Origin of the sequence: Siccirubricoccus sp. G192, assembly GCF_019084075.1 — a bacterium.
In the GTDB taxonomy this organism is placed as follows: domain Bacteria; phylum Pseudomonadota; class Alphaproteobacteria; order Acetobacterales; family Acetobacteraceae; genus G192.
Window position 1 is genome coordinate 5,228,545 of sequence record NZ_JAHREN010000001.1, and the last position, 23,323, is coordinate 5,251,867.

General features: G+C 68.2%; 22 protein-coding genes and 4 pseudogenes. 10 read left to right on the plus strand and 16 right to left on the minus strand.

The annotated features are described in order from the left end of the window. Positions 1 to 211: 211 nt before the first annotated feature. Genes tnpA (KSF81_RS25170) through tnpC (KSF81_RS25180) form a run of 3 tightly spaced genes read left to right on the plus strand, consistent with a single transcriptional unit; the run spans position 212 to position 2,596 of the window. Entirely contained in the window at positions 212 to 634 is a 423-nt protein-coding gene (gene tnpA, locus KSF81_RS25170) for an IS66-like element accessory protein TnpA (protein WP_217378047.1), read from the plus strand. Continuing rightward, complete coding sequence (tnpB, locus tag KSF81_RS25175; RefSeq protein WP_217378046.1) at positions 631 to 987, plus strand: IS66 family insertion sequence element accessory protein TnpB; 357 nt, start codon at positions 631 to 633, stop codon at positions 985 to 987. The genes tnpA (KSF81_RS25170) and tnpB (KSF81_RS25175) overlap by 4 nt, the downstream gene beginning before the upstream one ends. Positions 988 to 1,000: 13 nt before the next feature. Beyond that, positions 1,001 to 2,596 (plus strand): IS66 family transposase, encoded by a 1,596-nt coding sequence (tnpC, locus tag KSF81_RS25180; protein WP_254453374.1) that lies wholly within the window; start codon positions 1,001 to 1,003, stop codon positions 2,594 to 2,596. Positions 2,597 to 2,712: 116 nt separating this feature from the next. Here the strand turns inward: tnpC (KSF81_RS25180) and KSF81_RS25185 are convergent, their stop codons facing one another. Both KSF81_RS25185 and KSF81_RS25190 read right to left on the minus strand, forming a co-directional pair. After that, on the minus strand, positions 2,713 to 3,354 hold the full coding sequence (locus KSF81_RS25185) for a LysE family transporter (protein ID WP_217381303.1): 642 nt from the start codon (positions 3,352 to 3,354) through the stop codon (positions 2,713 to 2,715). After that, positions 3,354 to 3,494, minus strand: coding sequence for a hypothetical protein (locus KSF81_RS25190; RefSeq protein ID WP_217381304.1), 141 nt, complete (start codon positions 3,492 to 3,494; stop codon positions 3,354 to 3,356). Before KSF81_RS25190 ends, KSF81_RS25185 begins: the two co-directional genes overlap by 1 nt. Positions 3,495 to 4,078: 584 nt before the next feature. Between KSF81_RS25190 and KSF81_RS25195 the strand changes: the two genes are divergently transcribed. After that, positions 4,079 to 5,182: a helix-turn-helix transcriptional regulator gene (locus KSF81_RS25195; RefSeq protein WP_217381305.1), complete on the plus strand. Its 1,104-nt coding sequence runs from the start codon at positions 4,079 to 4,081 to the stop codon at positions 5,180 to 5,182. Between the two features lie 48 nt (positions 5,183 to 5,230). On the opposite strand, the gene KSF81_RS25200 is transcribed toward KSF81_RS25195, so the two are convergent. From KSF81_RS25200 to KSF81_RS25220, 5 genes are all read right to left on the minus strand, one after another. Further along, positions 5,231 to 5,629 (minus strand): hypothetical protein, encoded by a 399-nt coding sequence (locus tag KSF81_RS25200; protein ID WP_217381306.1) that lies wholly within the window; start codon positions 5,627 to 5,629, stop codon positions 5,231 to 5,233. Positions 5,630 to 5,692: 63 nt separating this feature from the next. After that, the gene (tnpC, locus tag KSF81_RS25205; protein ID WP_217381307.1) at positions 5,693 to 7,288 is read right to left on the minus strand and encodes an IS66 family transposase; all 1,596 of its coding nucleotides are present in this window, start codon (positions 7,286 to 7,288) and stop codon (positions 5,693 to 5,695) included. A gap of 13 nt (positions 7,289 to 7,301) precedes the next feature. Continuing rightward, positions 7,302 to 7,658, minus strand: coding sequence for an IS66 family insertion sequence element accessory protein TnpB (tnpB, locus tag KSF81_RS25210; protein WP_217377328.1), 357 nt, complete (start codon positions 7,656 to 7,658; stop codon positions 7,302 to 7,304). After that, positions 7,655 to 8,080 carry an IS66-like element accessory protein TnpA gene (tnpA, locus tag KSF81_RS25215; RefSeq protein WP_217377327.1) on the minus strand — a complete coding sequence of 142 codons (426 nt, stop codon included), beginning with the start codon at positions 8,078 to 8,080 and terminating at the stop codon, positions 7,655 to 7,657. The genes tnpB (KSF81_RS25210) and tnpA (KSF81_RS25215) overlap by 4 nt, the downstream gene beginning before the upstream one ends. Before the next feature lie 650 nt (positions 8,081 to 8,730). Beyond that, positions 8,731 to 10,080 (minus strand): IS1380 family transposase, encoded by a 1,350-nt coding sequence (locus KSF81_RS25220; protein ID WP_217381308.1) that lies wholly within the window; start codon positions 10,078 to 10,080, stop codon positions 8,731 to 8,733. A 202-nt stretch (positions 10,081 to 10,282) separates the two neighbouring features. On the opposite strand from KSF81_RS25220, the gene KSF81_RS25225 reads away from it, so the two are divergent. Then, positions 10,283 to 10,756: a hypothetical protein gene (locus KSF81_RS25225; RefSeq protein WP_217381309.1), complete on the plus strand. Its 474-nt coding sequence runs from the start codon at positions 10,283 to 10,285 to the stop codon at positions 10,754 to 10,756. A gap of 177 nt (positions 10,757 to 10,933) precedes the next feature. Beyond that, a complete protein-coding gene (locus KSF81_RS25230) occupies positions 10,934 to 11,143 on the plus strand; it encodes a hypothetical protein (protein WP_217381310.1) in 210 nt (69 codons plus the stop codon). Positions 11,144 to 11,176: 33 nt separating this feature from the next. Here KSF81_RS25230 and KSF81_RS25235 read toward each other — a convergent pair. Beyond that, positions 11,177 to 11,632 (minus strand): annotated as a pseudogene (locus tag KSF81_RS25235) (transposase); the annotation flags it as partial. Positions 11,633 to 11,961: 329 nt separating this feature from the next. Between KSF81_RS25235 and KSF81_RS32495 the strand changes: the two are divergent. The 3 genes and pseudogenes from KSF81_RS32495 to KSF81_RS25250 all read left to right on the plus strand — a co-directional run. Then, a pseudogene (locus KSF81_RS32495) lies at positions 11,962 to 12,351 on the plus strand (recombinase family protein); the annotation flags it as partial. A 277-nt stretch (positions 12,352 to 12,628) separates the two neighbouring features. Next, positions 12,629 to 13,669, plus strand: coding sequence for a recombinase zinc beta ribbon domain-containing protein (locus KSF81_RS25245; RefSeq protein ID WP_217381311.1), 1,041 nt, complete (start codon positions 12,629 to 12,631; stop codon positions 13,667 to 13,669). Then, a pseudogene (locus KSF81_RS25250) lies at positions 13,578 to 14,033 on the plus strand (transposase); the annotation flags it as partial. The gene KSF81_RS25245 and the pseudogene KSF81_RS25250, both read left to right, overlap by 92 nt. Positions 14,034 to 14,380: 347 nt before the next feature. On the opposite strand, the pseudogene KSF81_RS25255 reads toward KSF81_RS25250, so the two are convergent. From KSF81_RS25255 to KSF81_RS25270, 4 genes and pseudogenes are all read right to left on the minus strand, one after another. Then, positions 14,381 to 15,359, minus strand: a pseudogene (locus KSF81_RS25255) (glutathione S-transferase family protein). 1 nt (position 15,360) lies between these two features. After that, entirely contained in the window at positions 15,361 to 15,594 is a 234-nt protein-coding gene (locus tag KSF81_RS25260; protein WP_217381312.1) for a hypothetical protein, read from the minus strand. Positions 15,595 to 15,662: 68 nt separating this feature from the next. Continuing rightward, positions 15,663 to 16,610, minus strand: coding sequence for a DUF5996 family protein (locus KSF81_RS25265; RefSeq protein WP_217381313.1), 948 nt, complete (start codon positions 16,608 to 16,610; stop codon positions 15,663 to 15,665). Positions 16,611 to 16,777: 167 nt separating this feature from the next. Next, positions 16,778 to 17,065: a hypothetical protein gene (locus KSF81_RS25270; RefSeq protein ID WP_217381314.1), complete on the minus strand. Its 288-nt coding sequence runs from the start codon at positions 17,063 to 17,065 to the stop codon at positions 16,778 to 16,780. A gap of 635 nt (positions 17,066 to 17,700) precedes the next feature. On the opposite strand from KSF81_RS25270, the gene KSF81_RS25275 reads away from it, so the two are divergent. After that, a complete protein-coding gene (locus tag KSF81_RS25275; RefSeq protein ID WP_217381315.1) occupies positions 17,701 to 19,188 on the plus strand; it encodes a catalase in 1,488 nt (495 codons plus the stop codon). Between the two features lie 211 nt (positions 19,189 to 19,399). Here the strand turns inward: KSF81_RS25275 and KSF81_RS25280 are convergent, their stop codons facing one another. The 4 genes from KSF81_RS25280 to KSF81_RS25295 all read right to left on the minus strand — a co-directional run bounded on the left by KSF81_RS25280 (position 19,400) and on the right by KSF81_RS25295 (position 23,312). Next, positions 19,400 to 20,752, minus strand: a complete 1,353-nt coding sequence (locus tag KSF81_RS25280; protein ID WP_217381316.1) for an MFS transporter — start codon at positions 20,750 to 20,752, stop codon at positions 19,400 to 19,402. Positions 20,753 to 20,932: 180 nt separating this feature from the next. Further along, a complete protein-coding gene (locus KSF81_RS25285) occupies positions 20,933 to 21,376 on the minus strand; it encodes a DUF2721 domain-containing protein (protein ID WP_217381317.1) in 444 nt (147 codons plus the stop codon). Positions 21,377 to 21,447: 71 nt separating this feature from the next. After that, entirely contained in the window at positions 21,448 to 22,230 is a 783-nt protein-coding gene (locus KSF81_RS25290) for a 3-hydroxybutyrate dehydrogenase (RefSeq protein ID WP_217381318.1), read from the minus strand. A gap of 20 nt (positions 22,231 to 22,250) precedes the next feature. Beyond that, entirely contained in the window at positions 22,251 to 23,312 is a 1,062-nt protein-coding gene (locus KSF81_RS25295; RefSeq protein WP_309139673.1) for a patatin-like phospholipase family protein, read from the minus strand. Positions 23,313 to 23,323: the final 11 nt, after the last annotated feature.

The window sequence follows — 23,323 nt, forward strand, 5'->3', positions numbered from 1 at the left end:
GGCCCTTCGTCGGCGCCATCGGCAGCCTGAGCGAGGCTGGCGTCGCCCCTCGTCGCGATGATACGGGACAGCGTGACCGGCGTGTTCAATCTGCGCCACTCATCCGACCCGGGTGAGCGATGTGCCGTAAGCGGCCGTTTGAGGCCCGTCTTCCCGCGATGTGGGTGAATGTGCTGGGTCAGTCTGGAGCAGCAGGCTTCCGGGTGACGTTATGGATAGCGTTAAGGACGACGCGAAGGGTGTCGGTTATCGGCGGGTCGAAGTTCTGACGGGGCCTGGCCGGCGGCGGAGTTGGTCTGACGACGAGAAAGCGAGGATCGTCGCTGAGACGGCGGAGTCCGGCGCGAAGGTGACCGAGGTTGCCCGTCGTTGGCAGGTAAGCCCGCAGCAGGTCTTCGATTGGCGCCGGCAAGCGCGTCGTGCGCTGGCGGAGGCCACTGCGCCGGTGACACCGAGCTTCGTGCCGGTCGTCTCCGGACCACCGGCCCCAACTCTTGAAGCGGGGGGTGCAACGGTGCGCCAGGCGCCCTCGATCGAGTTGCAGCTGGCCGGCGTGGTGCTGCGCATTGCGCCTGACACCGATGAGGCTCTGCTGACGACGGTGCTGCGCGCGATCCGGGCCTCGGCGGCATGATCGCGCTGCCGGCCGGTGTGCGGATCCTGCTGGCGAGCAAGCCGGTGGATTTCCGGAAGGGCGCCCACTCCCTGGCAGCGCTGGCAGCCGCGGAACTCGGCACCGATCCATTCTCGGGCGTGGTGCTGGTGTTCCGCTCGAAGCGATCCGACCGGGTGAAGATCCTGACCTGGGATGACAGCGGCCTGGTGCTGATCTGGAAGCAGCTGGAGGCAAACACCTTTCGCTGGCCGCCGATCGTGGATGGCACGCTGCGCCTGACCGCGGTCGAGTTCGCCGCGCTGTTCTCCGGGATCGATTGGCGACGCGTGCAGGCGACACGGGAGATTCCCAAACCGAGCGTGCCCGCATAGAATCGGCGGTACGATGCGCGCCGCGGACAACGACACGCCGACACTGCCGGAGGATCCCGCAGCACTGCGCGCGCTGCTGGTCGAGACACGGGTGCTGGTCGACACGCTGACTGCCGAGCGCAACACGCTGTCATCCAGATGCGGCAGCGTGACCGCCGAACGCGACGCGCTGGTCGAGCGGAACGAGCGTCTCCGCCACCTGCTGCTGAAGCTGCAGCGCCGGCAGTTCGGGCGGAAGTCGGAGCAGCTGACCGACGAGCAACTGCAGTTCGCCTTCGAGGAGATCGAGGCGACGCTGGCCGAGAATGCCGCGGAGGCGGGCAAGCAGTCGCCGGCGACCCGCGAGCAGCAGAAGCAGCGCCGCCGGGCCGGCCGCGGCCGCCTGCCCGCGCACCTGCCGGAGATCGAGCAGGTGCTGGCGCCGGAGGCGACGACCTGCCCCTGCTGCCAGGGCCCGCTGGTCGAGATCGGCAGCGACACCGCCAGGCGGCTGGACGTGATCCCCGCCCAGTTCCGGGTCCTCGTGACCAGGCGCCCGAAGCTGGCCTGCAGGGCCTGTCCCGGCGTCGTGCTGCAGGCGCCAGCACCCGCCCGCCTGGTCGAGGGCGGCATGCCGACCGAGGCGACGGTCGCGCATGTCCTGGTGTCGCGCTACGCGGATCACCTGCCCCTGTATCGGCAGGCGCAGATCCTGGCGCGCCAGGGGATCGAGATCGGCCGCGCGGTGCTTGCCGACTGGCTCGGCACGGCAGCCCGCGAGATCGCGCCCGTGGCGCGACGTATGCACGAGCTCCTGCAGACCTCGCCACGCCTGTTTGCGGACGAGACCACGATGCCGGTGCTCGACCCGGGGCGCGGTCAGACGAAGAAGGGCTATGCCTGGGCAATCGCCCGCGATGACCGGCCCTGGGGCGGCACCGATCCACCGGCTGTCGTGTTCCACTACGCGCCAGGCCGCGGCGCCAAGCATCCGAAGGCGCTGCTGGCCGATTACCAGGGCATCCTGCAATGCGATGGCTACGCCGCCTACAAGACGCTGGCCGCGGCCAAGGAGGGCATCACCCTCGCGTTCTGCTGGTCGCATGTACGAAGGGGGTTCATCGAGCTGGCCAAGGGCAACACCGCGCCGATCGCCACCGAGACGCTGCAGCGCATCGCCGCGCTCTACGCCATCGAGGCCGAAATCCGCGGCAAGCCGCCGGAGACCCGGCAGGCCGTCCGCCGGGCAAAGACCAAGCCACTGGTCGATGCGCTGTTCGCCTGGTTCGAGGACCAGCTCGCGCGCCTGCCCGGCGGCAGCCCGACCGCCAAGGCGATCCGCTATCCGCTGAACCACCGCGAGGGCCTGATCCAGTTCCTCGACGATGGCAGGATCGAGCTCGACACCAATGTGGTCGAGCGCGCCATCCGGCCCGTGTGCCTGAGCAGAAAGAACTCACTCTTTGCGTCCGGCGATGACGGCGGAACGCGGTGGTGCGCGGCAGCCTCGCTCGTCGAGACATGCAAACTGAATGGCGTCGACCCGCAGCGCTACTTCACCGACCTGCTTACCCGCCTGGTCAATGGCTGGCCCAACGACCGTATCGACGAGCTGATGCCCTGGTGCTAGGCCGACTCGCAGGAGCCGCCCTCCTCAGCTGAGGGCGCCAAGGGTCCGTAGCCGCCGCTTACAATGTGCCTGGCGCGGGTCCGCCGGCAGCTGGCCCAGCGGCGCTGACGCGTGCATCAGCCCGAGAGCACCGGACGCAGCATTCCCAGCGCCATTGCTACGAGCACGGCGGCGGAAACCATGCGGGCCAGCCTGTAGTGGAGCTGCATCAGCCGCCGCGCGGCGGGCCGTGCGAACAACGCGGCGATGACCGCGCAGCCGAGCAGCGCCAGCAGCGGCACCAGCGCCAACACCAGGGGCAGCGTCTTTGCGGCGCCCACGGGACCCAAGAACTGCGCGATGAAGAAGGCCGCCGTCGCGGGATTGCTGACAGCCACAAAGAAGCCGGTGACGAAGACGAACGTGCGATCGCGCGCGGACGGCGCCGGCGCATTCGGGTCGTGGCAGTCCACCGGTCTTGGTGCCACCGCTACCCGAAAAGCCACCATCAGCAGCAGCAGCGCACCGATCTTCCGCCCGGCGTGTTCCCAGCCGAGATCCTGGCCCAGTAGGTCGCTGGCCAGCGCCAGCGCTACGGCCAGTGCGCTGGCGCCTGCCGCGACGCCGGCGCAGAGCGGCAGCACGCCCAGGAAGCCGCGCAACGATGCGACAGAGCCAATGGCGAGCATGTTCGCTCCTGGCGCCGCCATGAGAGCAAGATATCCGAGCGCGAACCCGGCCAGCGCCGTAGTCGGGCCGAGCACCATGTCCGGCGGCATTACTGCCGCACCGCGTCCTGCCAGACGCCTGGCAGGAGCAGCGAATCTGCCATGTCAAGCGCAGCAATGACGGCGAACGGCAGCGCGTGCCCGGCGATGGGCGTCGGCACCGTGCCTTCCTTGATGATATCGGTCAGCATGCCACCTGCCGACCTCGATTTGGCGTCGCCAGACGGCGCCGCGCCAAGCCGGCCAGCGCCGCAGCAGGACTGTGCGCCACCCAGCCTGGATGGGGCTGTGTCGCTGGACAAGCACGGCACTGCCAAGGTGCCGAGGTTCGCGGCTAAGCTTTGCCCCGGTGCGAAAGATGTCATGGATTGTGACCCACGACGTTGGCACCCCTTGCGCGTTCGGCTCGGATGCCCGGCCTCGCAGGACGCAGCATTGCCCGCGCGGCGTGCACAAGCCTGCCCAGGAGTGCTCGGCTTTCCGCAGCCCTGTGGCCGTGGGCCGCGGCTTGCACACTCAAGGGATCGCCGTGCAGGGCTGCCATGCGAACGCGTGCCTGCACGACTTCCAACGCGGCCGCGCAGGCGGGTTCAGGCATTGAGCTGGCCGGGGAGTTGGCAGCTGAGCCGATGAATGGTTTTTGGTTGGCTTCGTACATGGCTGGCGTGTTCCAGTGACCAGCCTTATTTGCACGCCCGGACACCGGGATGAGACCCAAAGCATGGCCCGGACCCGGTTTCCTGCCGGAAGTGTCCTATCGCTGCCGGATCGGTCTATGTTGCTTCTTCAGCAAGGGCTGGTGCGCGAACGTGCCCGCGCCTTAAGGGATAGTGCAGCCATGCCATTGCCCGCACCGCCGTCCTACTTCGACAGGCTGACGACGTTCAACGTCGTTCGCGCGAATGATGCGTCGGAACTCGATAGCCGTTCGCGCTTGAGCAGTCGCTTTTCGGGACCGGCCAGTCCCTACCGGTTCCATTTGCTCGATCATGCGCTTCTGCGACAGCGCTTCGACAATCCGATCTTTTCCCTCGCTGTCCGCGGCGCGGGCGCCATCGTGGCCACCTACGTCGATAGCCGCTTCGCGACGGAAACGGCGATTCAAGGTGAAAGTGACCTCTTCTGCTTCACCACACCGCTTCAGGGCAAGATGACATTGATCAGGCAGGGCGAGATGGCGACGGGAACGGATTCCCAAGGCCTCGTCTACCGTTTCAGTCCCGACATGCGAATGGTGACCAGTGACGAGAGCGTGCGAACCAACGTGTTCGTCCAAGTTGCGAAGTTGGAGGAGGCGCTGGAGCACATGCTCGACAAGCGCCTCCTCAAGCCTCTCTGCTTTCGGTCAGCTTTGGATTGGAGTTCCGGGCTGACCGCCAGTCTGAAGTACCAGCTCGACTTCATCCGCTCTGAGTTCGAGCGACCGGGCGGGGTCGCCGACAACGCCGTCGCACTCGCCTCCACAACCGATCTGCTGATGGCGCTGATCCTGCGCGGTGCAGCCCACAACCACTCCGATCAGCTGGACGTCGGGCCGGCCAGCGCGGTGCCAGTCTATGTCCGACGCGCGGAGGAGTTCATGCGCGTGCATTGCGCGAGCCCGATCCACCTTTCCGACATCGCCGCTGCAGCGGGATGCAGCGTCCGAACTCTCGGCTCCGCGTTCCAGCGGTTCCGCGGCCGGACGCCACTGGCAGCCTTGCATGCGTGCCGGCTCGAGCAGGTGCATGCCGAGCTGTGCCGCAACGCGGGCGCGACCCCAATCGGGGCTGTCGCACGCCGCTACGGGTTCACCAACGCATCCCGGTTCGGCATCGCGTTTCGTCGTCGTTTCGGCGAATCGCCGCTGGACACGGTGCGGCGCGCGTTGCGATCCTAGCTTCCGCCGTACACCGCCGATCCGGCCGGACGTCCGCGTAGCCGCGCCTCACAGCAGTATGCCCACGCCGGCGGCAAACAGCATGACATTCACCAGGCGCGCGAAGTGGCGGTCCGACAGCAGTCCATGCAGTTGCAACCCGCACAGTGTGCCGAATAACGCAGGCCCGGTGACCAGCAACAATGAGGGTTCGAAGCCCGCCATCTGCGCGCGCGCGGGCGCCAGCATGTGCAGCAGCGGCAACGCCGCCATCTGCATGACCAGGATATAGGGCTGGGTGATGTTCCAAAGGCCCACGCGCCCCATGCCGCGCCAGCCGCACCAGGCTACGAGCGGCCCTGCCGGAAACCCAGCGATACCCCCGGTGATGCCGCCAGCCGCACCAACCATCACCTGGGTCCAGCGTGATGGCGTGACGGCCTGGGCGGCGTGCGGGCGCCACATCATCCATCCGGCATGCGCAACCATCGTAAGCGCGGCGACGAGGCCCGTGTGGCTCGCGTTTGACGGTCAGCCGTTGTGGTTGGGCGCCCAGCACCACGGCATGAGCTCGTCGATGTGGCCGTTGGGCCAGCCGTTCACGAGGCGGGTCAGCACGTCAGTGAAGTAGCGCTGCGGGTCGACGCCGTTCAGCTTGCAGGTCTCGACCAGGGAGGCCACGGCCGCCCATCTTGCCCCGCCATCGTCGCCGGAGGCGAATAACGCGTTCTTTCGGCTGAGACAGATCGGCCGAATGGCGCGTTCCACGGTGTTGTTGTCGAGCTCGATCCTGCCGTCATCCAGGAACCGCACCAAGCCGTCGCGATGGTTCAGCGCGTAGCGGATGGCCCCCGCGGTGGGGCTGCCGCCGGGCAGGCGTGCCAGTTGCTCCGAGAGCCAGGCGAACAGCGCCTCGACGAGGGGACGGCTCTGTTCCTGCCGGCCCACTCGACGGAGGTCAGGTGGCTTGCCGCGCAGCTCCGTCTCGACCGCGTAGAGGGCAGCGATGCGCTTCAACGTCTCCTGGGCGATCGGCGCGGTCTTGCCCCTCGCCAGTTCGATGAATTCCCGCCGCACATGGCTCCAGCAGAATGCCAGCGTGATGCCGCCATCCGCCGCGGCCAGCGTTTTGTACGCACCGTAGCCGTCGCATTGTAGGATGCCCTGGTAGCCGGCCAGCAGTGCTTTTGCATGCTCGGCGCCGCGGCCCGGCGCGTAGTGGAACACCACCGCCGGTGGATCGGTGCCGCCCCAGGGCCGGTTATCGCGGGCGATTGCCCAGGCATAGCCCTTCTTCGTCTGACCGCGCCCTGGGTCGAGGACCGGCATGGTGGTCTCGTCGGCGAACAGCCGCAACGAGCCGAGCAGGATCTCGCGCATCCGCCGGACCACGGGGACGATCTCCGTCGCACCCGTGCCGGCCCAGTCGGCGAGCACCTCGCGGCCGATCTCGATCCCCTGCCGCGCCAGGATCTGCGACTGGCGATAAAGCGGCAGGTGGTCGGCGTAGCGGGAGACCAGCACATGCGCGACCGTTGCCTCGGTCGGCATGCCCCCCTCAATCAGGCGGGCCGGCGCGGGCTCCTGCATGACCACGCCGGGGCAGGCGCGACACGCCAGCTTCGGCCGCTTCGTCACGACGACGCGGAACTGGGCGGGGATCACGTCCAGCCGCCTGGCGGTGTCGCTGCCGATCTCGACCAGCGGGCCCTGGCAGCAGGGGCAGGTCGTCGCCTCCGGCGCCAGCACCTGCTCGACCCGTGGCAGATGCGCCGGCAGGCCGCCGCGGCCCTCGCGGCGACGCTTGGTCTGGTTATCGCGCAGCGTCGGAGACCGCTTGCCCGCCTCGGCCGCGTTGCCAGCCAGCGTCGCCTCGATCTCCTCGAACGCGAACAGCAACTGCTCCTCCGGGAGACGCTCGGACTTCGTGCCGAACTGACGGCGCTTGAGCTTCAGCAGCAGGTGCTGCAGGCGCTCATTCTGGCTCGCCAGTGCATCACGCTCGGCGGTAATGCTCCCAAGCTCGGTGCTGAGCGTGTCGCACCTCGCCAGCGTCTCGATCAGCAGCGCGCGCAGCGTCGCAGCATCCTCCGGCAGGCTCGGCGTGTCGTCATCCGCGGCGCGCATCGTGCCGCCGATTCTATGCAGGGACGCTCGGCGTGGGAATCTCCCGCGTGGCCTGGACGCGTCGCCAATCAATGCCGTCGAACAGCGCGGCGAACTCCACCGGCGTCAGGCGGACCACGCCGTCCACGATCACCGGCCAGCGGAACGTGGAGGCCTCCAGTTGCTTCCAGACGAGGACCAGGCCGCTGCCGTCCCAAAGCAGGATCTTGATCCGGTCGGCGCGCCGCGACCGGAACACCAGCACCGCGCCCGTAAAGGGATCGGCGCCCAGCACCTCGACGGCGAGCGCGGCCAGGCTGTGCGCGCCCTTGCAGAAGTCGACCGGCTTGGTGGCCAGCAGGATCCGCGCCCCGGCGGGCGGCGCGATCATGCCGCTGACGCTCGAATGGCCCGCAACACCGCCGTCAGCAGGTCGACGTCAGTGCCGGGCGTGACGCGCAGAACCGCGCCGGCCACCCCCACCTCGATTGATGGTGGCGCAGGCAATGGCAGAGCCGCCTCGGGCGCACGCACCGGCGTCTCCGCCACGACCGGCACGAAGCTCAGCGGCGCCACCGCCGCGCGCCGCATCTCCCGACGCCACGTGAACACCTGCTGCGAACTGACCTGCCAGCGTCGCGCCACATCGGCCACCACCGTGCCCGGCCGCAGCGTCTCCGCCACGATCCGCGCCTTGTCGTCCTCAGACCACTTCCGCCGTCGGCCAGGCCCGGTCAGAACCTCTACACGCCGATAGCCGCCGTCCTTCGCGCCATCGTTAATGTCGACCATAATGTCGGCCCGAAGCTCCATGCTCCACGCCGAACCAGCACATCTACCCACCCCGCAGGAAGACGGGCCTCGACGCCGCGCTTACAATAGATCGAGGCCAGTTCTCAATCTCGGCCACTTTCCTCTCGCACTGACCGAGGATCGTTCCCCATTGTTCAAACTCAATCGGCCCTCTTGGTGCGGGGATACGCCGGTCCTTCGCCAAAGCACGCAATCCAAACTCAGCGGCACACATGAGGTGGTAGACTACGGCGTTGTTCCGGCCGAACAGCCAGCAATTGCCGGCTTCGCGTATATCCATGCGCGCGCTTGGAAAGCCGTCGTAAACGGCATCTCCGAACAGACGGTGGTTATCATGGAAAGATAATCTGTCTTTTGGTCCGAGAAAGAGCCTGCAATCTGCCATCTCGCTGAGCAGAAGACCCCGGAATATCTCCAGTGACCGCTTGGCCTCGCTGTTTGTTATGCGCCGATCAAAGTCAGATCGGAGACGCACTAGCCTGAAAAATTCACCGGGCTGGGTGTGAGGGCGGGAAGCGCCACGGCGGCTCGCGTTTCGGTTGTGCGGGCGCGCGGCGTTGCCGCTGGCCTCGGGGCCAACTGTCGGCTGCGGATCGCGGGGTTGGTTGGTTGCGGGTCGAAGGGCTCGGCAGGGGCATCCGCCCCGCGGCTCAGCAGGTCAGGCGCGGCAGACGGCTGAGGGCAAGGCGCATGATGGCGTGGTCCGGACAGGCGCTCGGCAGGTGCAGCATGACCCGGGTTTTCAGCGCGACGACGCGGGTGGCGAGCTTGACCAGGCGCAGCCGGAGGGTGTCGAACTGCGCGGTGCGCCAGGTGGAGCGCTTCGGCATGAGGCTACGCAGGGACCACAGCAGCCAGTAGGCGCCGGTGTGCAGCATCAGGCGGAACTGGTTGGCCGTGGCGCGCGAGCAGGAGGTCCGGTCGGCGGCGAGGTGCCGCTTCCAGGCTTTCAGATGGTTTTCCGCCTGTCCGCGCTGGCAGTAGCTCCGCTCGTAGAGGGCGCGCGCTGAGCCACCGGAGAGGTTGGTGACGATGAACCGAGTGTCGGTTCCTTGGGCGCTGGCCTCGATCCGGGCGATGATGCGCTCAACCCGGCTCCAGCTTCCGGCACCATCATAGAACTCCGTGTAGCGGCGCAGCTTGTCGGCCCCGGGCATGGCGGCCCGCCGGGCGGCGGCGCTTTGCTCGAGTGCCGTGACATGGCGGCGCAGCGTCGTGGTGGAAGCGACGCCGAGGATGAAATCGAGACCTTCGGCACGGCAGAAGTCGAGCACCTCCGGGGCGCAGTAGTGGCTGTCGGCGCGGATCAGGATCTCCACCCGCGGCCAGTGCGCCCGGATCTCGCGCACCAGCCGGCGCAGGAACGCCCGGGCTTCGCGCCCGCTGGGGCGGTGGGCGGGGCGTAGCATGGCGACCACCGGCCGGCCCTCACCATCGAACACCACGATCGGCTGGAAGCCATATTCGTCGTAGTGGGCGTTGAACAGCCGCAACTGCTGCTCGCCATGGACCGCATCGAAAGTGTCGTCCACATCCAGCACGATCCGACGTGGCACCTGGCGGAAGTTGCCGCAGTAGAGCCCAACCATGGCCTGGGCCGTGCGCAGCAGGGTGCGCAGATCCGGCAGGTTCTCCAGCCGCGAGATGGTCGGCTGCGAGCAAAGCGCGGCGCCGTCGGGCAGCTGGTCGAGCGCGAGCTTGAAGACCGGATCGTGCCGTAGGCTGTCCGCGTCGTTGCCGTCCTCGTAGCCGGCCGCGATCATCAGCATCCGGAAGCGCAGAATGGCGGCAATGCCGTGCCGGACCCGGCCCGGAGCGCGCGGGTCGTCAATGCAAGCCGCAAGCCGATCCGCGATGCCAAGCCGTCGCTCGACCTCGCGCAGGGCGAGCAGGCCGCCATCGGAGGACAGTTGCCCGCCATCGAAGCGGGCGACCAGAGGTTTGCCAGCAACCGGTGACAGGCCGGGCAGTGGCGGGCTAGATTCAACCTTGGCGGGCATGGGCTCCGGAAACGGCTGGATTTGAGTGTCGCAACCGAATCCTATTGCCGTTCAGCGGCTTGCACTATGCCCGCCAGCTCTCGTGCATAAAGCGGGTTAGCTGGTTCCACTAGCGCCTGCCTGTGGGCCGCACCGAGGCGACATGCCCTCCTGTATTCTTGTGCGGTTCCGAATGGCGCCGCGCAGTAGGAAGCGTATTGCCATGCCTGACTTCAAGCCTGCCGCAACCGGTCAGCCGCGCTGCGGCCGGGTGCTGCACCGTCCGCATTTCCGCCGCGCCGCTGCGGCACTTGCGGCAATGCTGATCGCGCCACTCACCGCTACCTCGCTCTGGGCTTCCGCAGGGAGGGCACCCTCCGCACCACGCCGGCTGCCGCAATCCGTGTCGGTCGCGCTGGCCGAGGGACTCCTCCAGGCCGAAGACCTGCATGGGCGAGACGTCTTCGCCAACGATGAGACGCGGCTTGGCACCCTTAAGGCCGTCGCCGCTGCCATGGGCCGGCCCCGACCCGTGATGGCCCTCATTGCCCTTGAGACCCGCCTCGGCCTGGGTGACGGCTGCATAGCCGTGCCGCTCACCTGGATGCTGGAGGCCCCCGAGCACCGGTTGGTGCTCCTTGCTACCTGGGACGAGCTTCGCGCTGCCTCCGCAAGCCACCCGGCCTGCGACGCATAGCGAGGCCACTGCCCGAAGCTGGGCCGCTTCTGCAAGGCCCGGTGGCGCCCGTGGCTCCTCAGGCACCCCCATGTCCCTGCTGCGTCGCAGCAATCGTTTCAAAACGGCTGGACGCAAAATCTCAACCTTCAGTATAATAACAGCCCGCATCCCTCTCTCATTCGGGCACAAAGAGCCATGCAGATCGCGCAGATCGTCTTCGAAACCGATTACGCACAGGTGCTGGCGGAGATCAGGTGCTTGGTCGAGGGGGAGCCGGATCGTTGCAGCCCCGACGGAGATCGTTTGGATGCGCTTGCCGCCCTCGCCGAGGTGTACGAGGCGGAATTCGACACCCAGGCATTGGCCGAAACCGAGAGCCGGATCGTGCCCCTGGGCGTGGTGTAGGAGCTGTGCTCCTCGGCAGGCTGAGCCGCCGGGTCAGGCGGCCACGGCGGGCAGGCTGATAGTGGGATTGTCGCTTACGGAGCTGATGGTTTCCAGGGTCATGTAGCGGGCCCGCTGGGTGGCCCACTCGTCGGACTGCTCGAGCAGGATCGCGCCGATCAGCCTGACGGCGGCGGCATCATTGGGAAAGATGCCGACGACATCGGTTCGGCGCTTGATCTCGCCATTGAGGCGCTCGATGGGGTTGGTGCTGTGGATCTTGGCGCGGTGCTCGCGGGGGAAGTCCATGTAGGCGAGCACGTCATGCTCGGCGGCGTCCATCAGTTCGGCCAGCCTGAGCACCTTGGGGCGGAGCTGGTCGGCGACGCGGCGCCACTGGACATGGGCGGCGGGCGCATCGGCCTCGGCGAAGGCTGTGCCAATCCAGGCGGAGACCAGGCGGCGCTGGGTCTTTCCGGCATATGCCGTGGCGTTGCGCATGAAGTGCACGATCCGAACGCAATCGACGTGCTGTGGCTGGTCATTTCGCTCCCCTTTTCGGGAGCGGGACCGGCGACCAAGCGGCAGCGCCGGGATGCCAAGTTCCCCCGCGGCGAGGGATAGGCGTTCGAACAGGGCCTCCTCCCATGGAGCCCTCCGCCGATGCCGCGATCGTCGTCCGCCTACGTCGGACCGCGCTGGACGGTCCGCTCGGTCCCGGTCCGGACGCGCGACGGTCCCGATCGTCTGGATCAGGTCTACCGCCGCCTGCTTGACGGCACGGCGGCAGCCAGCGCACCGCCATTCCCCGCCGGTGCCAGCATGAGAGGTGAACCACCATGCACGTCGCCATCTACGCCCGTGTGTCCACCGAGCGGCAGGAGCGCCAGCAGACCATCGGCAGCCAGCTCGCAGCCTTGCGGGCCTGGGCGGTCGGCGGGGGCCACGAACTCGACGAGGCGCACGTCTTCCGCGACGAGGGATACAGCGGCGCGCGCCTTGACCGGCCCGGCCTTGATGCCCTGCGCGACGCGGCCCGCGACGGCGCCGTCGAGCACGTCGCGGTGCTGAGCCCCGACCGCCTCGCGCGGCGATACGCGTACCAGGTGCTGCTGCTCGAGGAGTTCCGCAAGGCCGGCTGCCAGGTGACGTTCCTGCAGCACCCGATCTCGGATGACCCGAACGACCAGTTGCTCCTGCAGATCCAGGGCGCCATCGCGGAATACGAGCGCGCCGTGATGGGTGAGCGGTTCCGCCGCGGCAAACTGCAGAAGGCCCGAGAGGGCCACTACCAGTGCGGCCGTGCCCCGTACGGCTATAGGTACGTGCCGCGCCGCGAGGCGGTGCCGGGCCACCTCGTGGTCGACGAGGGCGAGGCTGACCTGGTCCGCATGATCTATGGGTGGCTCACGGACGAACGGATGACCATCCGGCAGATCCTCAAGCGCCTGAACGCCGGGCCGCACTTCCCCCCGTTCGGGCCGGCATCCCTGGTCGCCGTCGGTCGTGCACCACATCCTCGCCGACCCGATCTACGCCGGCACGGCCTACGCCAACCGCTACAGCTTCGTGCCGCCCAAAAAGCCTCGCATCCGGGGGTCGCGCAGCCACGAGGCATCATGCCGCCAGCCGAAGCCACGCGAGCAATGGATTGCCATCTCCGTGCCGGCGCTGGTCGATGCCGATACCTGGGACAGGGCGCAGGCACAGCTCGCGCGCAACGCCGCGCTCTCGTTCAGGAACAACACGAGGTACAATTACCTGCTGCGCTGCCTGCTCACCTGCCGGACCTGCGGCCTGGCCATGTTCGGGCGCACCTACCGAGCGACGGTGAGCCAATCGGAGCGGCGCTACTACCAGTGCCACGGCAAGGACTGCATCCTGACTGCCCGGCCCGAGCGGTGCCCGAGCCGCAACGTCAAGGCCGAGGAGGTCGAGGCCGCCGTCTGGGACCATGTCGTGGGCCTGCTCGCCGATCCGGCGCGGCTGGTCGCGCAGTTCGCGCGCTTCGCCGCCGTGGAGGGTGGATCCGACCGCGAGCGCGCCGCCGACCAGTTGCTCCGCACCCGGATGGAGCGCACCAGCCGCGCCGACAAGCGCCTGCTCGATGCCTACGAGGCTGGTGCCGTCAGCCTGGCTGAGATGTCCGAGCGGCGCCACCGCCTCGCCGAGGAGCGACGCGCCCTCGAACGCCAACAGCAGGAGAGGGAACGGTTGCGTCAGCAGCGCGCCCAGGCCGAGGCGGTGCGGACCAGCCTGGAGGCCTTCTGCGCCCGCGTGGGCTCTCGCCTGGAGGACGCCAGCCTCGCCGACAAGCAGGCCATCTTGCAACTGGTCATCGAGCGCATCATCGTCGGCGATGGCAGCCTGGAGATCCGCCATGTCATCCCACTGTCCCCCGGCCAGCCGAGCGGCAGCGGCGCCTCCACCCCGCAACTGCAATTGCGTTCGGATCGTGCACTTCATGCGCAACGCCACGGCATATGCCGGAAAGACCCAGCGCCGCCTGGTCTCCGCCTGGATTGGCACAGCCTTCGCCGAGGCTGATGCGCCCGCCGCCCATGTCCAGTGGCGCCGCGTCGCCGACCAGCTCCGCCCCAAGGTGCCCAGGCTGGCCGAACTGATGGACGCCGCCGAGCATGACGTGCTCGCCTACATGGACTTCCCCCGCGAGCACCGCGCCAAGATCCACAGCACCAACCCCATCGAGCGCCTCAATGGCGAGATCAAGCGCCGAACCGATGTCGTCGGCATCTTTCCCAATGATGCCGCCGCCGTCAGGCTGATCGGCGCGATCCTGCTCGAGCAGTCCGACGAGTGGGCCACCCAGCGGGCCCGCTACATGACCCTGGAAACCATCAGCTCCGTAAGCGACAATCCCACTATCAGCCTGCCCGCCGTGGCCGCCTGACCCGGCGGCTCAGCCTGCCGAGGAGCACAGCTCCTACACCACGTTCGGGGACACGATCCGCCAGCATTGGCGCCTCCGCCTCACGGGCGGCCGGCGATGTGGCGCGCTGGCCCGACCCGCATAGCGGCGGGCGCATCCGCGTGGAGCACTGGGGGTTGCCAGGCGGATGGGGCGGGCGGCGGCGCTGAACATCCTCGGCCGGGAGGAAGCGTTCGACGCCGTGCCTTTCTGGAACCGGTACTGCCACGATCTCAACATCGATTGTCCCAGCCATGCGAAGGCCTGGGACGAGATCGCAGTTGAAGGCCGAGTGGCGCCGGCTTTCGCCCAGCCGCGCCACCATCACGCTACGGCAGGCGTCGGTCCGGGGACGCGTCGAAGTCGATGGCAGGCCCGAGCGGCACGATGCCGGTCGGGTTGATCGTGGCGTGGCTCTGGTAGTAGTGCCCCTTGATGTGGCCGAAGTCGACCGTGCCGCGGATCCCGGGCGTCTGGTACAGCTCGCGCGTATAGGACCAGAGGCTCGGATAGTCGACGAGCCGGCGGATGTTGCACTTGAAGTGGCCGACATAGACCGGGTCGAAGCGCACCAGCGTGGTGAAGAGGCGCCAGTCGGCCTCGGTCTGCCGGGCGCCGCAGAGGAAGCGCTGGCCCGACAGCCGCTCCTCCAGCCAGTCCAGTGTCTCGAACAGTGGGCGGACGGCCTCCTCATGGGCGGCCTGCGTGGTGGCGAAACCCGCCTTGTAGACGCCGTTGTTCACCCTGTCGTAAACGCGCGCGTTCAGGGCATCGATCTCGCCGCGCAGATCCTCCGGGTAGTAGTCGCCCGCCCATGCGCCGACCCCGTCGAAGGCGCTGTTGAGCATGCGGAGGATGTCGGAGGATTCGTTGCTGACGATGGTTTGCCGCTGCTTGTCCCAGAGCACCGGCACCGTGACGCGGCCCGAGTAGCGCGGGTCGGCGCGGGTGTAGATCTCGTGCATGTACCGTGCGCCGTTGACCGTGTCGGGGACCACGCCCGGGCCTGGTTCGAAGGTCCATCCCTTGTTCGGCCATGAGCCAGTGCGTGACCGAGAAGGAGAGGGCATCCTCCAGCCCCTTCAGGGCGCGGAAGATCATGGTCCGGTGCGCCCAGGGACAGGCGCGCGAGATGTAGAGGTGGTAGCGCCCGGGCTCGGCGGCGAAGCCGCCCTCACCCGTGGGGCCGGGCGCGCCGTCCGGCGTGACCCAGTTGCGGAACCGGCTCTCGCCGCGGACGAAGCGCCCGTCGCTCTTCCCGGTATCGTACCACCGGTCCTGCCAGACGCCGTCGACAAGAAGTCCCATCTCAACGCTCCATCCCGCCCGAAGCGGCCTGTGGTTTCGCAGCGGCCGCATCACGGCGGCGGCCGGGCGCGATCTCGCTGTCGTTCCAGACCCGCAGGCAGCCCCGGTTCATGCGGGCGGGTTCATGATAGCGGGCGAAGGCGACATGGCGGCGGGCCTTCAGCCAACCGTGGTTAGCGCCACCGAGGCTCACGAAGGGCACCTGCAGCGGCGTGCCGAATTGATGGTTCGGCACGCCGCTGTAGCCCGTTGTTCGTAGGGCCGATTCCGCCTCCGGGCGGTTCCGCCCTGCGGCGATCGGCTCTAGCCCGTCGGCCCCCGCTCCAGCGCGTCGCGGTCCCAACGCCCGAGGTCGGCAGCGGTGGCATAGGTGTCCTGGAAGAAGGCGAGCAGGTCGCCCTCCGGCGAGGCCGCGCGGCGAACAGCGTCGTAGGGGAGCAGGAACTCGCCCTTCTCCCGGCTGTAGAAGGCGGCATCGGGCCGGACGCGCGCCTCCGCGAAGCCCGGCGGCTCCGGGTAGGCATAGGCATAGAAGGCGGGCCCGCCGGTGCTGGCGTCGCCGGGCCAGATGCCGCAACTGCTGACCTCGTGCGAGTAGGCCTCCTGCGTCACCCAGTCGGCCAGGCCGGGCACGCCCGGGTGCAAGGGGGCGCGGCGCCCGGAGAAGCGCGTCACCGCGAGGTCGAAGCCGCCCCAGAAGAAATGCACGGGGCTGGCCTTGCCGAGGAAGCCTCCCCGGAACGCCTGCATCACCCGGGCGGCCTGCCCGAGCATGCGCCAGCAGCGATTGGCGTGGTCCGGGTCGTAGGAGGCGTGCGTGTGGTCTGCCTCGAAGGGGATCGGATCCTCGATCTCCACCGGCATCGTCCAGATCCGCGTCTCGAGCCCGAGGGCGCGCAGCCGGGCCATGACCTCCTGGTGGAAATCCGCCACGGAGCAGGGCGCCAGTGGGATGCTCTCATGCTTTCCATCATCGGCCTGGATGAGAAGCCGGTGGTCGATGAAGTCGAAGTCGATCTGGAAGCGGCGCGTCCCGTGCGGCATCGGCGCGGTCGTCAGGCCACGGCAGGTGACGTAGAGGGTCGTCTGCCACCAGTGGTTCAGCATAGGCGCCCGGGCGAGGCGGATCTTGCCGACGATCTGGGTCCAGCGGTGGAGCGTGGTGTAGGTGTCGGTCCAGGTGTCGAGGGGCAGGCTTGGCCAAGCCTCGCCCGCCCGAGGTGAGCCTGCCGCGTGTTCGGTCTCGGTCATGGCGGCCTCCAATGGATGAAGCCCGATGCGCGACCACGCGGCCGCGCCCGTCGGCGGCACGGCAACCTTCGCCGGCGCAGGGCCGCAAACCCGAAAGCCCGATGCCGGCACCACACCGTGATGGCAGGAGGCGGTGGCTCCTCCGTTGCTGCCGCGCCGAGCGCCGGTCAGACCCTGATGGCGTAGTAGCCGGGCGGGTCGCTGGCCGGGAACGATCCATCCGAGGCCTCGTCGACCTTGTCCCAGGGCTCCCGCGGCGGGCTGTGCATCGCCTCCGGGCTCGTCGGCCGGGCCTCGCCAAGGTGCCGCGCCGGACCGCGCCGGACGGTGGCGGCCGGGGAGGTTTCCTTCCCCTGGCGCCTGCCCCGGCCTGCCAAGCGCGCAAGAGCCACCAGAACCGCGGCAACGGCGACGATGTCCGTGACCCAGATCCTGCCGCGTTCGTGCACGATCACGCTGCACCTCCTCGCTGGTCCCATGGCCGAAGGAGGGCTCATGCCCGGCATCCTCGAGCGCGGAGCCTCGCCTTGGAGAACCCGGCAGCTAAACGGGGCGAGGCATGGGTGGTTGCAGGCCACCGCCGGCGGCACCGCGCGAACGGGATCGCGAGCGTCGGCACCTCTTTTCCCGAGGGCCAGAAAAGCGGCCCGCAACCGCCGAGAGGTTCGGCCTGATGCCAGGATGCCTGTTCTTCGACACCGGCTGCGATTCGGCGACGATACCGGGCTGGCTGGCCGGGAAGCGATGCATCGCGCTACACATCCCGGTGCTCGACAGGTCCGGGCGCCGAAGGAAGCCAGGCCGGAGCCGCGGCCATTCATCAGGCTGTCATGCCGGTCGCGGAGTGCAGGGGAGCCGTTCAGCCGGCGGAAGTGCGGGCGTTCAAGTTGTCGCAAGAGGCCCGCGGGCCTGCCAGCAGGCGCGTCGATGGCTGCAATTCGGGAAGTCCGGCACCATATGCGATGGTCGGCTCCAGGAAATCAGACGGGCAGCGGCATGGTCGCTTCAAACGTTGATTGCGGTGCATCAGGGATGCAACGTGGAGCTTCCATGCAGGCGTATGCCCTAGCGGCATCTGACAGGAGGGACCATGGCCAAGCAGCCCACCGGCTCAACCATGAGCACTGGCGCACCGGCGCCAAGCGACCGCAACTCCCTGACGGTCGGCCCGAACGGACCGGTCCTGCTCCATGACGTGCACTTCCTGGAGCAGATGGCGCATTTCAACCGCGAGAAGGTTCCGGAGCGGCAGCCCCATGCCAAGGGCGCTGGCGCCTTCGGCGTGTTCGAGACCACCCAGGACGTCTCCGCCTATACCAAGGCTTCCCTGTTCCGGAAGGGCGCGAAGACCGAGATGCTGGCGCGCTTCTCCACCGTGGCCGGCGAGCAGGGCAGCCCCGACACTTGGCGCGACGTGCGCGGCTTCTCGCTGAAATTCTACACGGACGAAGGCAATTACGATCTGGTCGGCAACAACACGCCGATCTTCTTCGTGCGCGACCCGATGAAGTTCCCGCATTTCATCCGCAGCCAGAAGCGCCTGCCGGATTCGGGCCTGCGCAACAACCACATGCAATGGGACTTCTGGACCAGCAATCCGGAGAGCGCGCATCAGGTCACCTATCTGATGGGCCCGCGCGGCCTGCCCCGCACCTGGCGCCAGATGAACGGCTACGGCTCGCACACCTTCATGTGGATCAACGCCAAGGGCGAGAAGTTCTGGGTCAAGTACCACTTCCACACCAACCAGGGCATGGCCTTCCTCAGCAATGCCGAGGCTGCCAGGATCGCGGGCGAGGATGCCGATTTCCACCGCCGCGATCTGTTCGATGCGATCGCCCGCGGCGAGCATCCCAGTTGGAAGTTGTCGGTCCAGGTCATGCCCTATGCCGAGGCCAGGACCTACCGGTTCAACCCTTTCGACCTGACCAAGACATGGTCGCACAAGGATTATCCGCTGATCCCGGTCGGCACCATGATGCTGAACCGCAATCCCGAGAATTTCTTCGCCCAGATCGAGCAGGCGGCCTTCTCGCCGGGCAACACCGTGCCGGGCATCGGCCTGTCGCCCGACAAGATGCTGCTGGGCCGGGCCTTCGCCTACAACGACGCCCAGCGGAACCGCATCGGCACCAATTTCCATCAGCTCCCGGTCAACCAGCCCAAGGTGCCGGTGAACACCTACATGATGGACGGCCAGATGAACTATCACCACACGGGTGCGGCGCCGGTCTATGTCCCCAATAGCGGCGAGCGTTCCTGGGCGGACGAGACCGGCCCGGCCGAGGATGGCTGGGAGGCCGACGGCGCGCTGGTCCGCAGCGCCTATACGCTCCACGCCGAGGATGACGATTTCGGCCAGCCGGGCACGCTGGTGCGCGAGGTGATGGACGACGCTGAGCGCGACAAGCTGGTCGACCAGGTGGCTGGCAGCCTGCTGGGCGGGGTTCGCTCACCCGTGCTGGAGCGCGCCTTCGACTACTGGAAAAGCGTCGACCCCGAGACCGGCCGCCGGATCGAGGAGAAGGTCCGCGCCGGCTCCGCGCCCAGGCCCGCCGAAGGCATGGGCGAAAGCTGAGCACCAAAACCCGACTGCTGCCCCCTCAGTGTCGGCCCGATCCCGGCCGACCAGGCGGCCGGGATGCAGGCCTGCGGTATGAGCCCGGCCGCCTCGGTGACCGGGCGCAGGAACGGCGCAAGGCTTGCGATGAGGGCGAGCATGGCCGGAGCGCATGGCAAGCCTGGCCGGGTTCACACGCTGACGGCGGGGAAGTCGGCGAACTCGTGCTTCACGCTTCGATGTCGACATCCTTGGTCTCCGTCCCGAGGAGCAGGGATATCAGGGTGAGCACCGCCATCATCGACAGATAGACACCGACCCAGAACGGGCTGCCCTCGCCGGCGCGCCACAATGCCACCGCGATGAACGGCGCCACGGCCGCCCCCAGGATGGACGACACGTTGTAGGAGATGCCGGAGCCGGTGTAGCGCAGATTGGCCGGGAAGAGCTCCGGCAGCAGGGCGCCCATCGGGCCGAAGGTCATGCCCATCAGGGAGAAGCCCAGGATCAGCCAGGCCATCACGCCGAGGAACCCGGCCGACAGCATCGGCACCCAGAGCAGGCCGAAGGCGGCAATCGCCAGGGTGACCCAGATGAGGGTCCTGCGGCGCCCCCACCTGTCGGCCCAGGGGCCGGACAGGAGCGTGAAGATGCCGAAGAACACCACGCCGACGATCATCATCAGCACGAAGCTGGTGTAGTCGTAGCCGAGGCCCGGTACCGGGCCATCCGCCGCCGCGCGGCCGTAGCTGAGCGAGAAGGTGGTCATCAGGTAGAAGAGCACATAGGTGGCGAGCATGTAGAAGGTGCCGAGCACGAGCTCCTTCCCATGCGTCCGGAACACCGTGGCGAGCGGCAACTTCGTGACGCGCCCGCGCCTCACCGTCTTCTCGAAGGCGGCGCTCTCCACCAGGTTGAGGCGCACCCAGAGCCCGACCACCACCATGACGGCGGAGAACAGGAACGGGATGCGCCAGCCCCACTCGAGGAAGGCCGCGGACGGGCGGGACGGGTCGCCGGACGGCAGCAGTGCGGCGATCGCGAGGAACAGGCCATTGGCGATGATGAAGCCGAGCGGCGCGCCGAGTTGCGGGAAGGTGCCGAAGACGGCGCGCTTGCCGGCCGGCGCATTCTCGGTCGCGACTAGCGCGGCGCCGCTCCATTCGCCACCGAGCGCGAAGCCCTGCGCCAGCCGCAGCACCACCAGCAGTGCCGGGGCCGCCCACCCGACCGTCGCATAGGTCGGCAGCAGGCCGATCAGGAAGGTCGCGATGCCCATGGTCAGCAGCGCGCCGACGAGGGTCGTCTTGCGGCCGCGCCTATCGCCGAGATGGCCGAAGAAGACCGCGCCGAGCGGCCGGGCCACCATGGCGGCACCAAAGACGGCGAAGGACGACAGCAGCGCGGTGGTTTCGTTGCCGGTCGGGAAGAACAGGTGCGGGAACACCAGGACTGCCGCCGTCGCATAGACGTAGAAGTCGTAGAACTCGACGGTGGTGCCGATCAGGCTGGCGAAGATCACGCGGGAGCGCGGATTGGCCGGCGCCTCTACGGCTTGGATGCTGGCGGTCGTCGATTGCATGAGGAAGGATCCCTGGCCGGGGTCGGGCGCGCGGGGCACGCCGGCCCGAAGCATTCCTGGTTCTGAAGGATCTGGCCGGCGCCGCCGATTGAGGCCACTTTTCCCGCGGCCCGACACGACGGCGCAACGCATATCCTACGCGCGGCGGCGTCCGCGAGCGCCGCCCCCGAAGAGCGGCGATCATCGGCCGGCCATGCCGCAGGCATGCGCGACGGCCAGGAAGATCTCGCGCAGGAACACCGCGAGGCTCGCGATGAAGGCGAGCATGGCGGCCACGAACAGCAGCGCGATCAGCCACGCCAGGTTCAGGCCGACGAACGCCTCGGCGAAGGCGATCACGATCGTCAGGCCGACGAACAGCGCGCAGATCACATCCAGCGCGACCGCCAGGTAGATCAGCCGCATCCGGGACCGCAGCACCGTCAGCTCGCCCGGTATCAGCGCCAAGGTATTATGCGCCCCCCGTCCCTGTTGCTCCTCGAGCAGGCGGGTGCGGTCCACCGCACGGGCCAGACGGTTGGTCTGCACGCCGAGCAGCGCGCCGATCGCGGTGAGCAGGAACACCGGCGCGATCGCAAGCTGGATCACGTTCGCGATGTCATCGATCCCGGCATTCAGCGTCATGGTCGGCGGCTTTCGGACAAGTTGCGCTCTGGCGATTGTTCGGCGCCCGGGCAGACCGGGCGCCCGCGGTGCTACTGCGCCGTCCAGCCGCCGTCGATCGGCAGCGCGGTGCCGGTCATGGTCGCCGCGCCGTCCGAGCACAGGAATACGGCCAGGGCACCGATCTGCTCCGGCGTCGTGAAGGCGAGCATCGGCTGCTTCTCGCGCAGCAGCTCCTCCTTCGCCTGCTGCACCGCCATGCCTGCCTCCTTCGCCCGGGCCTCGATCTGCCGCTCGACCAGGGGCGTCAGCACCCAGCCCGGGCAGATCGCGTTGCAGGTGATCCCGTCATTGGCGAGATCCAGGGCGACCACCTTGGTCAGGCCGACGACGCCGTGCTTCGCCGCGACATAGCCGGCCTTGCCGGCGCTGGCGACGAGACCGTGTGTCGAGGCGACGTTGACGATCCTGCCCCAGCGGCGCTCCCGCATCCCCGGCACCGCCGCCTTGATCGCGTGGAAGGCCGCGGACAGGTTGATGGCAAGGATCGCGTCCCATTTGTCGTCAGGGAATTCGTCGATGGGCGCGACGTGCTGGATGCCGGCGTTGTTGACCAGGATGTCCACGGCGCCGAGCTCCGCGACCGCCTGCTCGACCATCCGCCGCACCTCGGCCGGCTTCGACAGGTCGGCGCCCGAATACGCCACCCTGACGCCATGCCGCTCGGCGAGGCTCCGGCGGATCTCCTCGATCTGAGCGGGGTCGCCGAAGCCGTTCAGCATCACGGCGGCGCCGGCCGCGGCCAGCGTCTCGGCGATGCCGAGCCCGATACCGCTCGTCGAGCCGGTGATGATTGCGGTCCTGCCCTTCAGCATGTCTCCTGCTCCTTTGCCTGTCACAGGAAGGTGCCCCGGACGTCCACGCTCGAGCGGAGGCCGAGATCGTCGAAGGTCGCTTCCAGCCAGCGCCCGGCGCAGGCGCGGCCGGCGGCCTTCAGGTGTTCGAGGAAGTCGCGCTCGGCGTTGAACTTGCTGGTGACGCCGAGCGCCTTCATCCCTTCCTCGTCGCCGATCATGTGGATGCGCATGTTCTTGTACTGCGACGCGAGGGGTTCCTTCAGCGCGTCCTGCTCCAGCAGGCGCTGCACGAAGGCGATGGCGCGCATCTCGTGCATGAGCGAGGCATTGAAGGCGATTTCGTTCATCCGGTTGTCGATCTCGAGCGAAGTCTGCGGGACGCCATTGCGCACCAGGGGATTGATCTGCACGAGCACCACATCCGAGGTCTGGCAACCGTAGATCAGCGGCCAGATCGCCGGGTTGCCCATGTAGCCGCCGTCCCAATACGGGTCTCCGTCGATCTCCACGGCCTGGAAGAGATGCGGCAGGCAGGCGGAGGCGAGCAGGGCGTCGAGCGAGAGATCCTCCTGGCCGAAGACCCGCGAGCGCCCGGTGCGGACATTGGTGGCGGTGATGAAGACCCGCATGGCCTGGCAGGCGCGCACCGCCTCCATGTCGATCTGGCTCGCGAGGATCTCGCGCAGCGGCTGGTAGTTGAGCGGATTGGTCTGGTAGGGCGAGAACAGCCGGCTCAGCAGGCTGGACACGAGGTAGCCTGGCGAGCGGTCGAGGTTCCAGCGCCCGAACAGCCGGTCCGCCGGGGTCCGTTGAAAAGGGCTGAAGGCCGCGTATTCGCTGGTGCTGATCCAGAACCGGTCGAGCGCCCGCCGGGCGCCCTCCCGGCCGCCCTGCGCATGGCCGGCCGCCAGTGCGGCGGCGTTCATCGCCCCGGCGCTGGTGCCGCTGACCGCCTCGATGACGATGCGGTCGTCCTCCAGCAGGCGATCGAGCACCCCCCAGCTGAAGGCGCCATGTGCGCCGCCGCCCTGGAGCGCGAGGCTGATACGGCGCGGCCCCGACCTGGCATCCCCGCGTGGCGCCTGGTGCGCCTCAGCCACCGAGCCTTCCC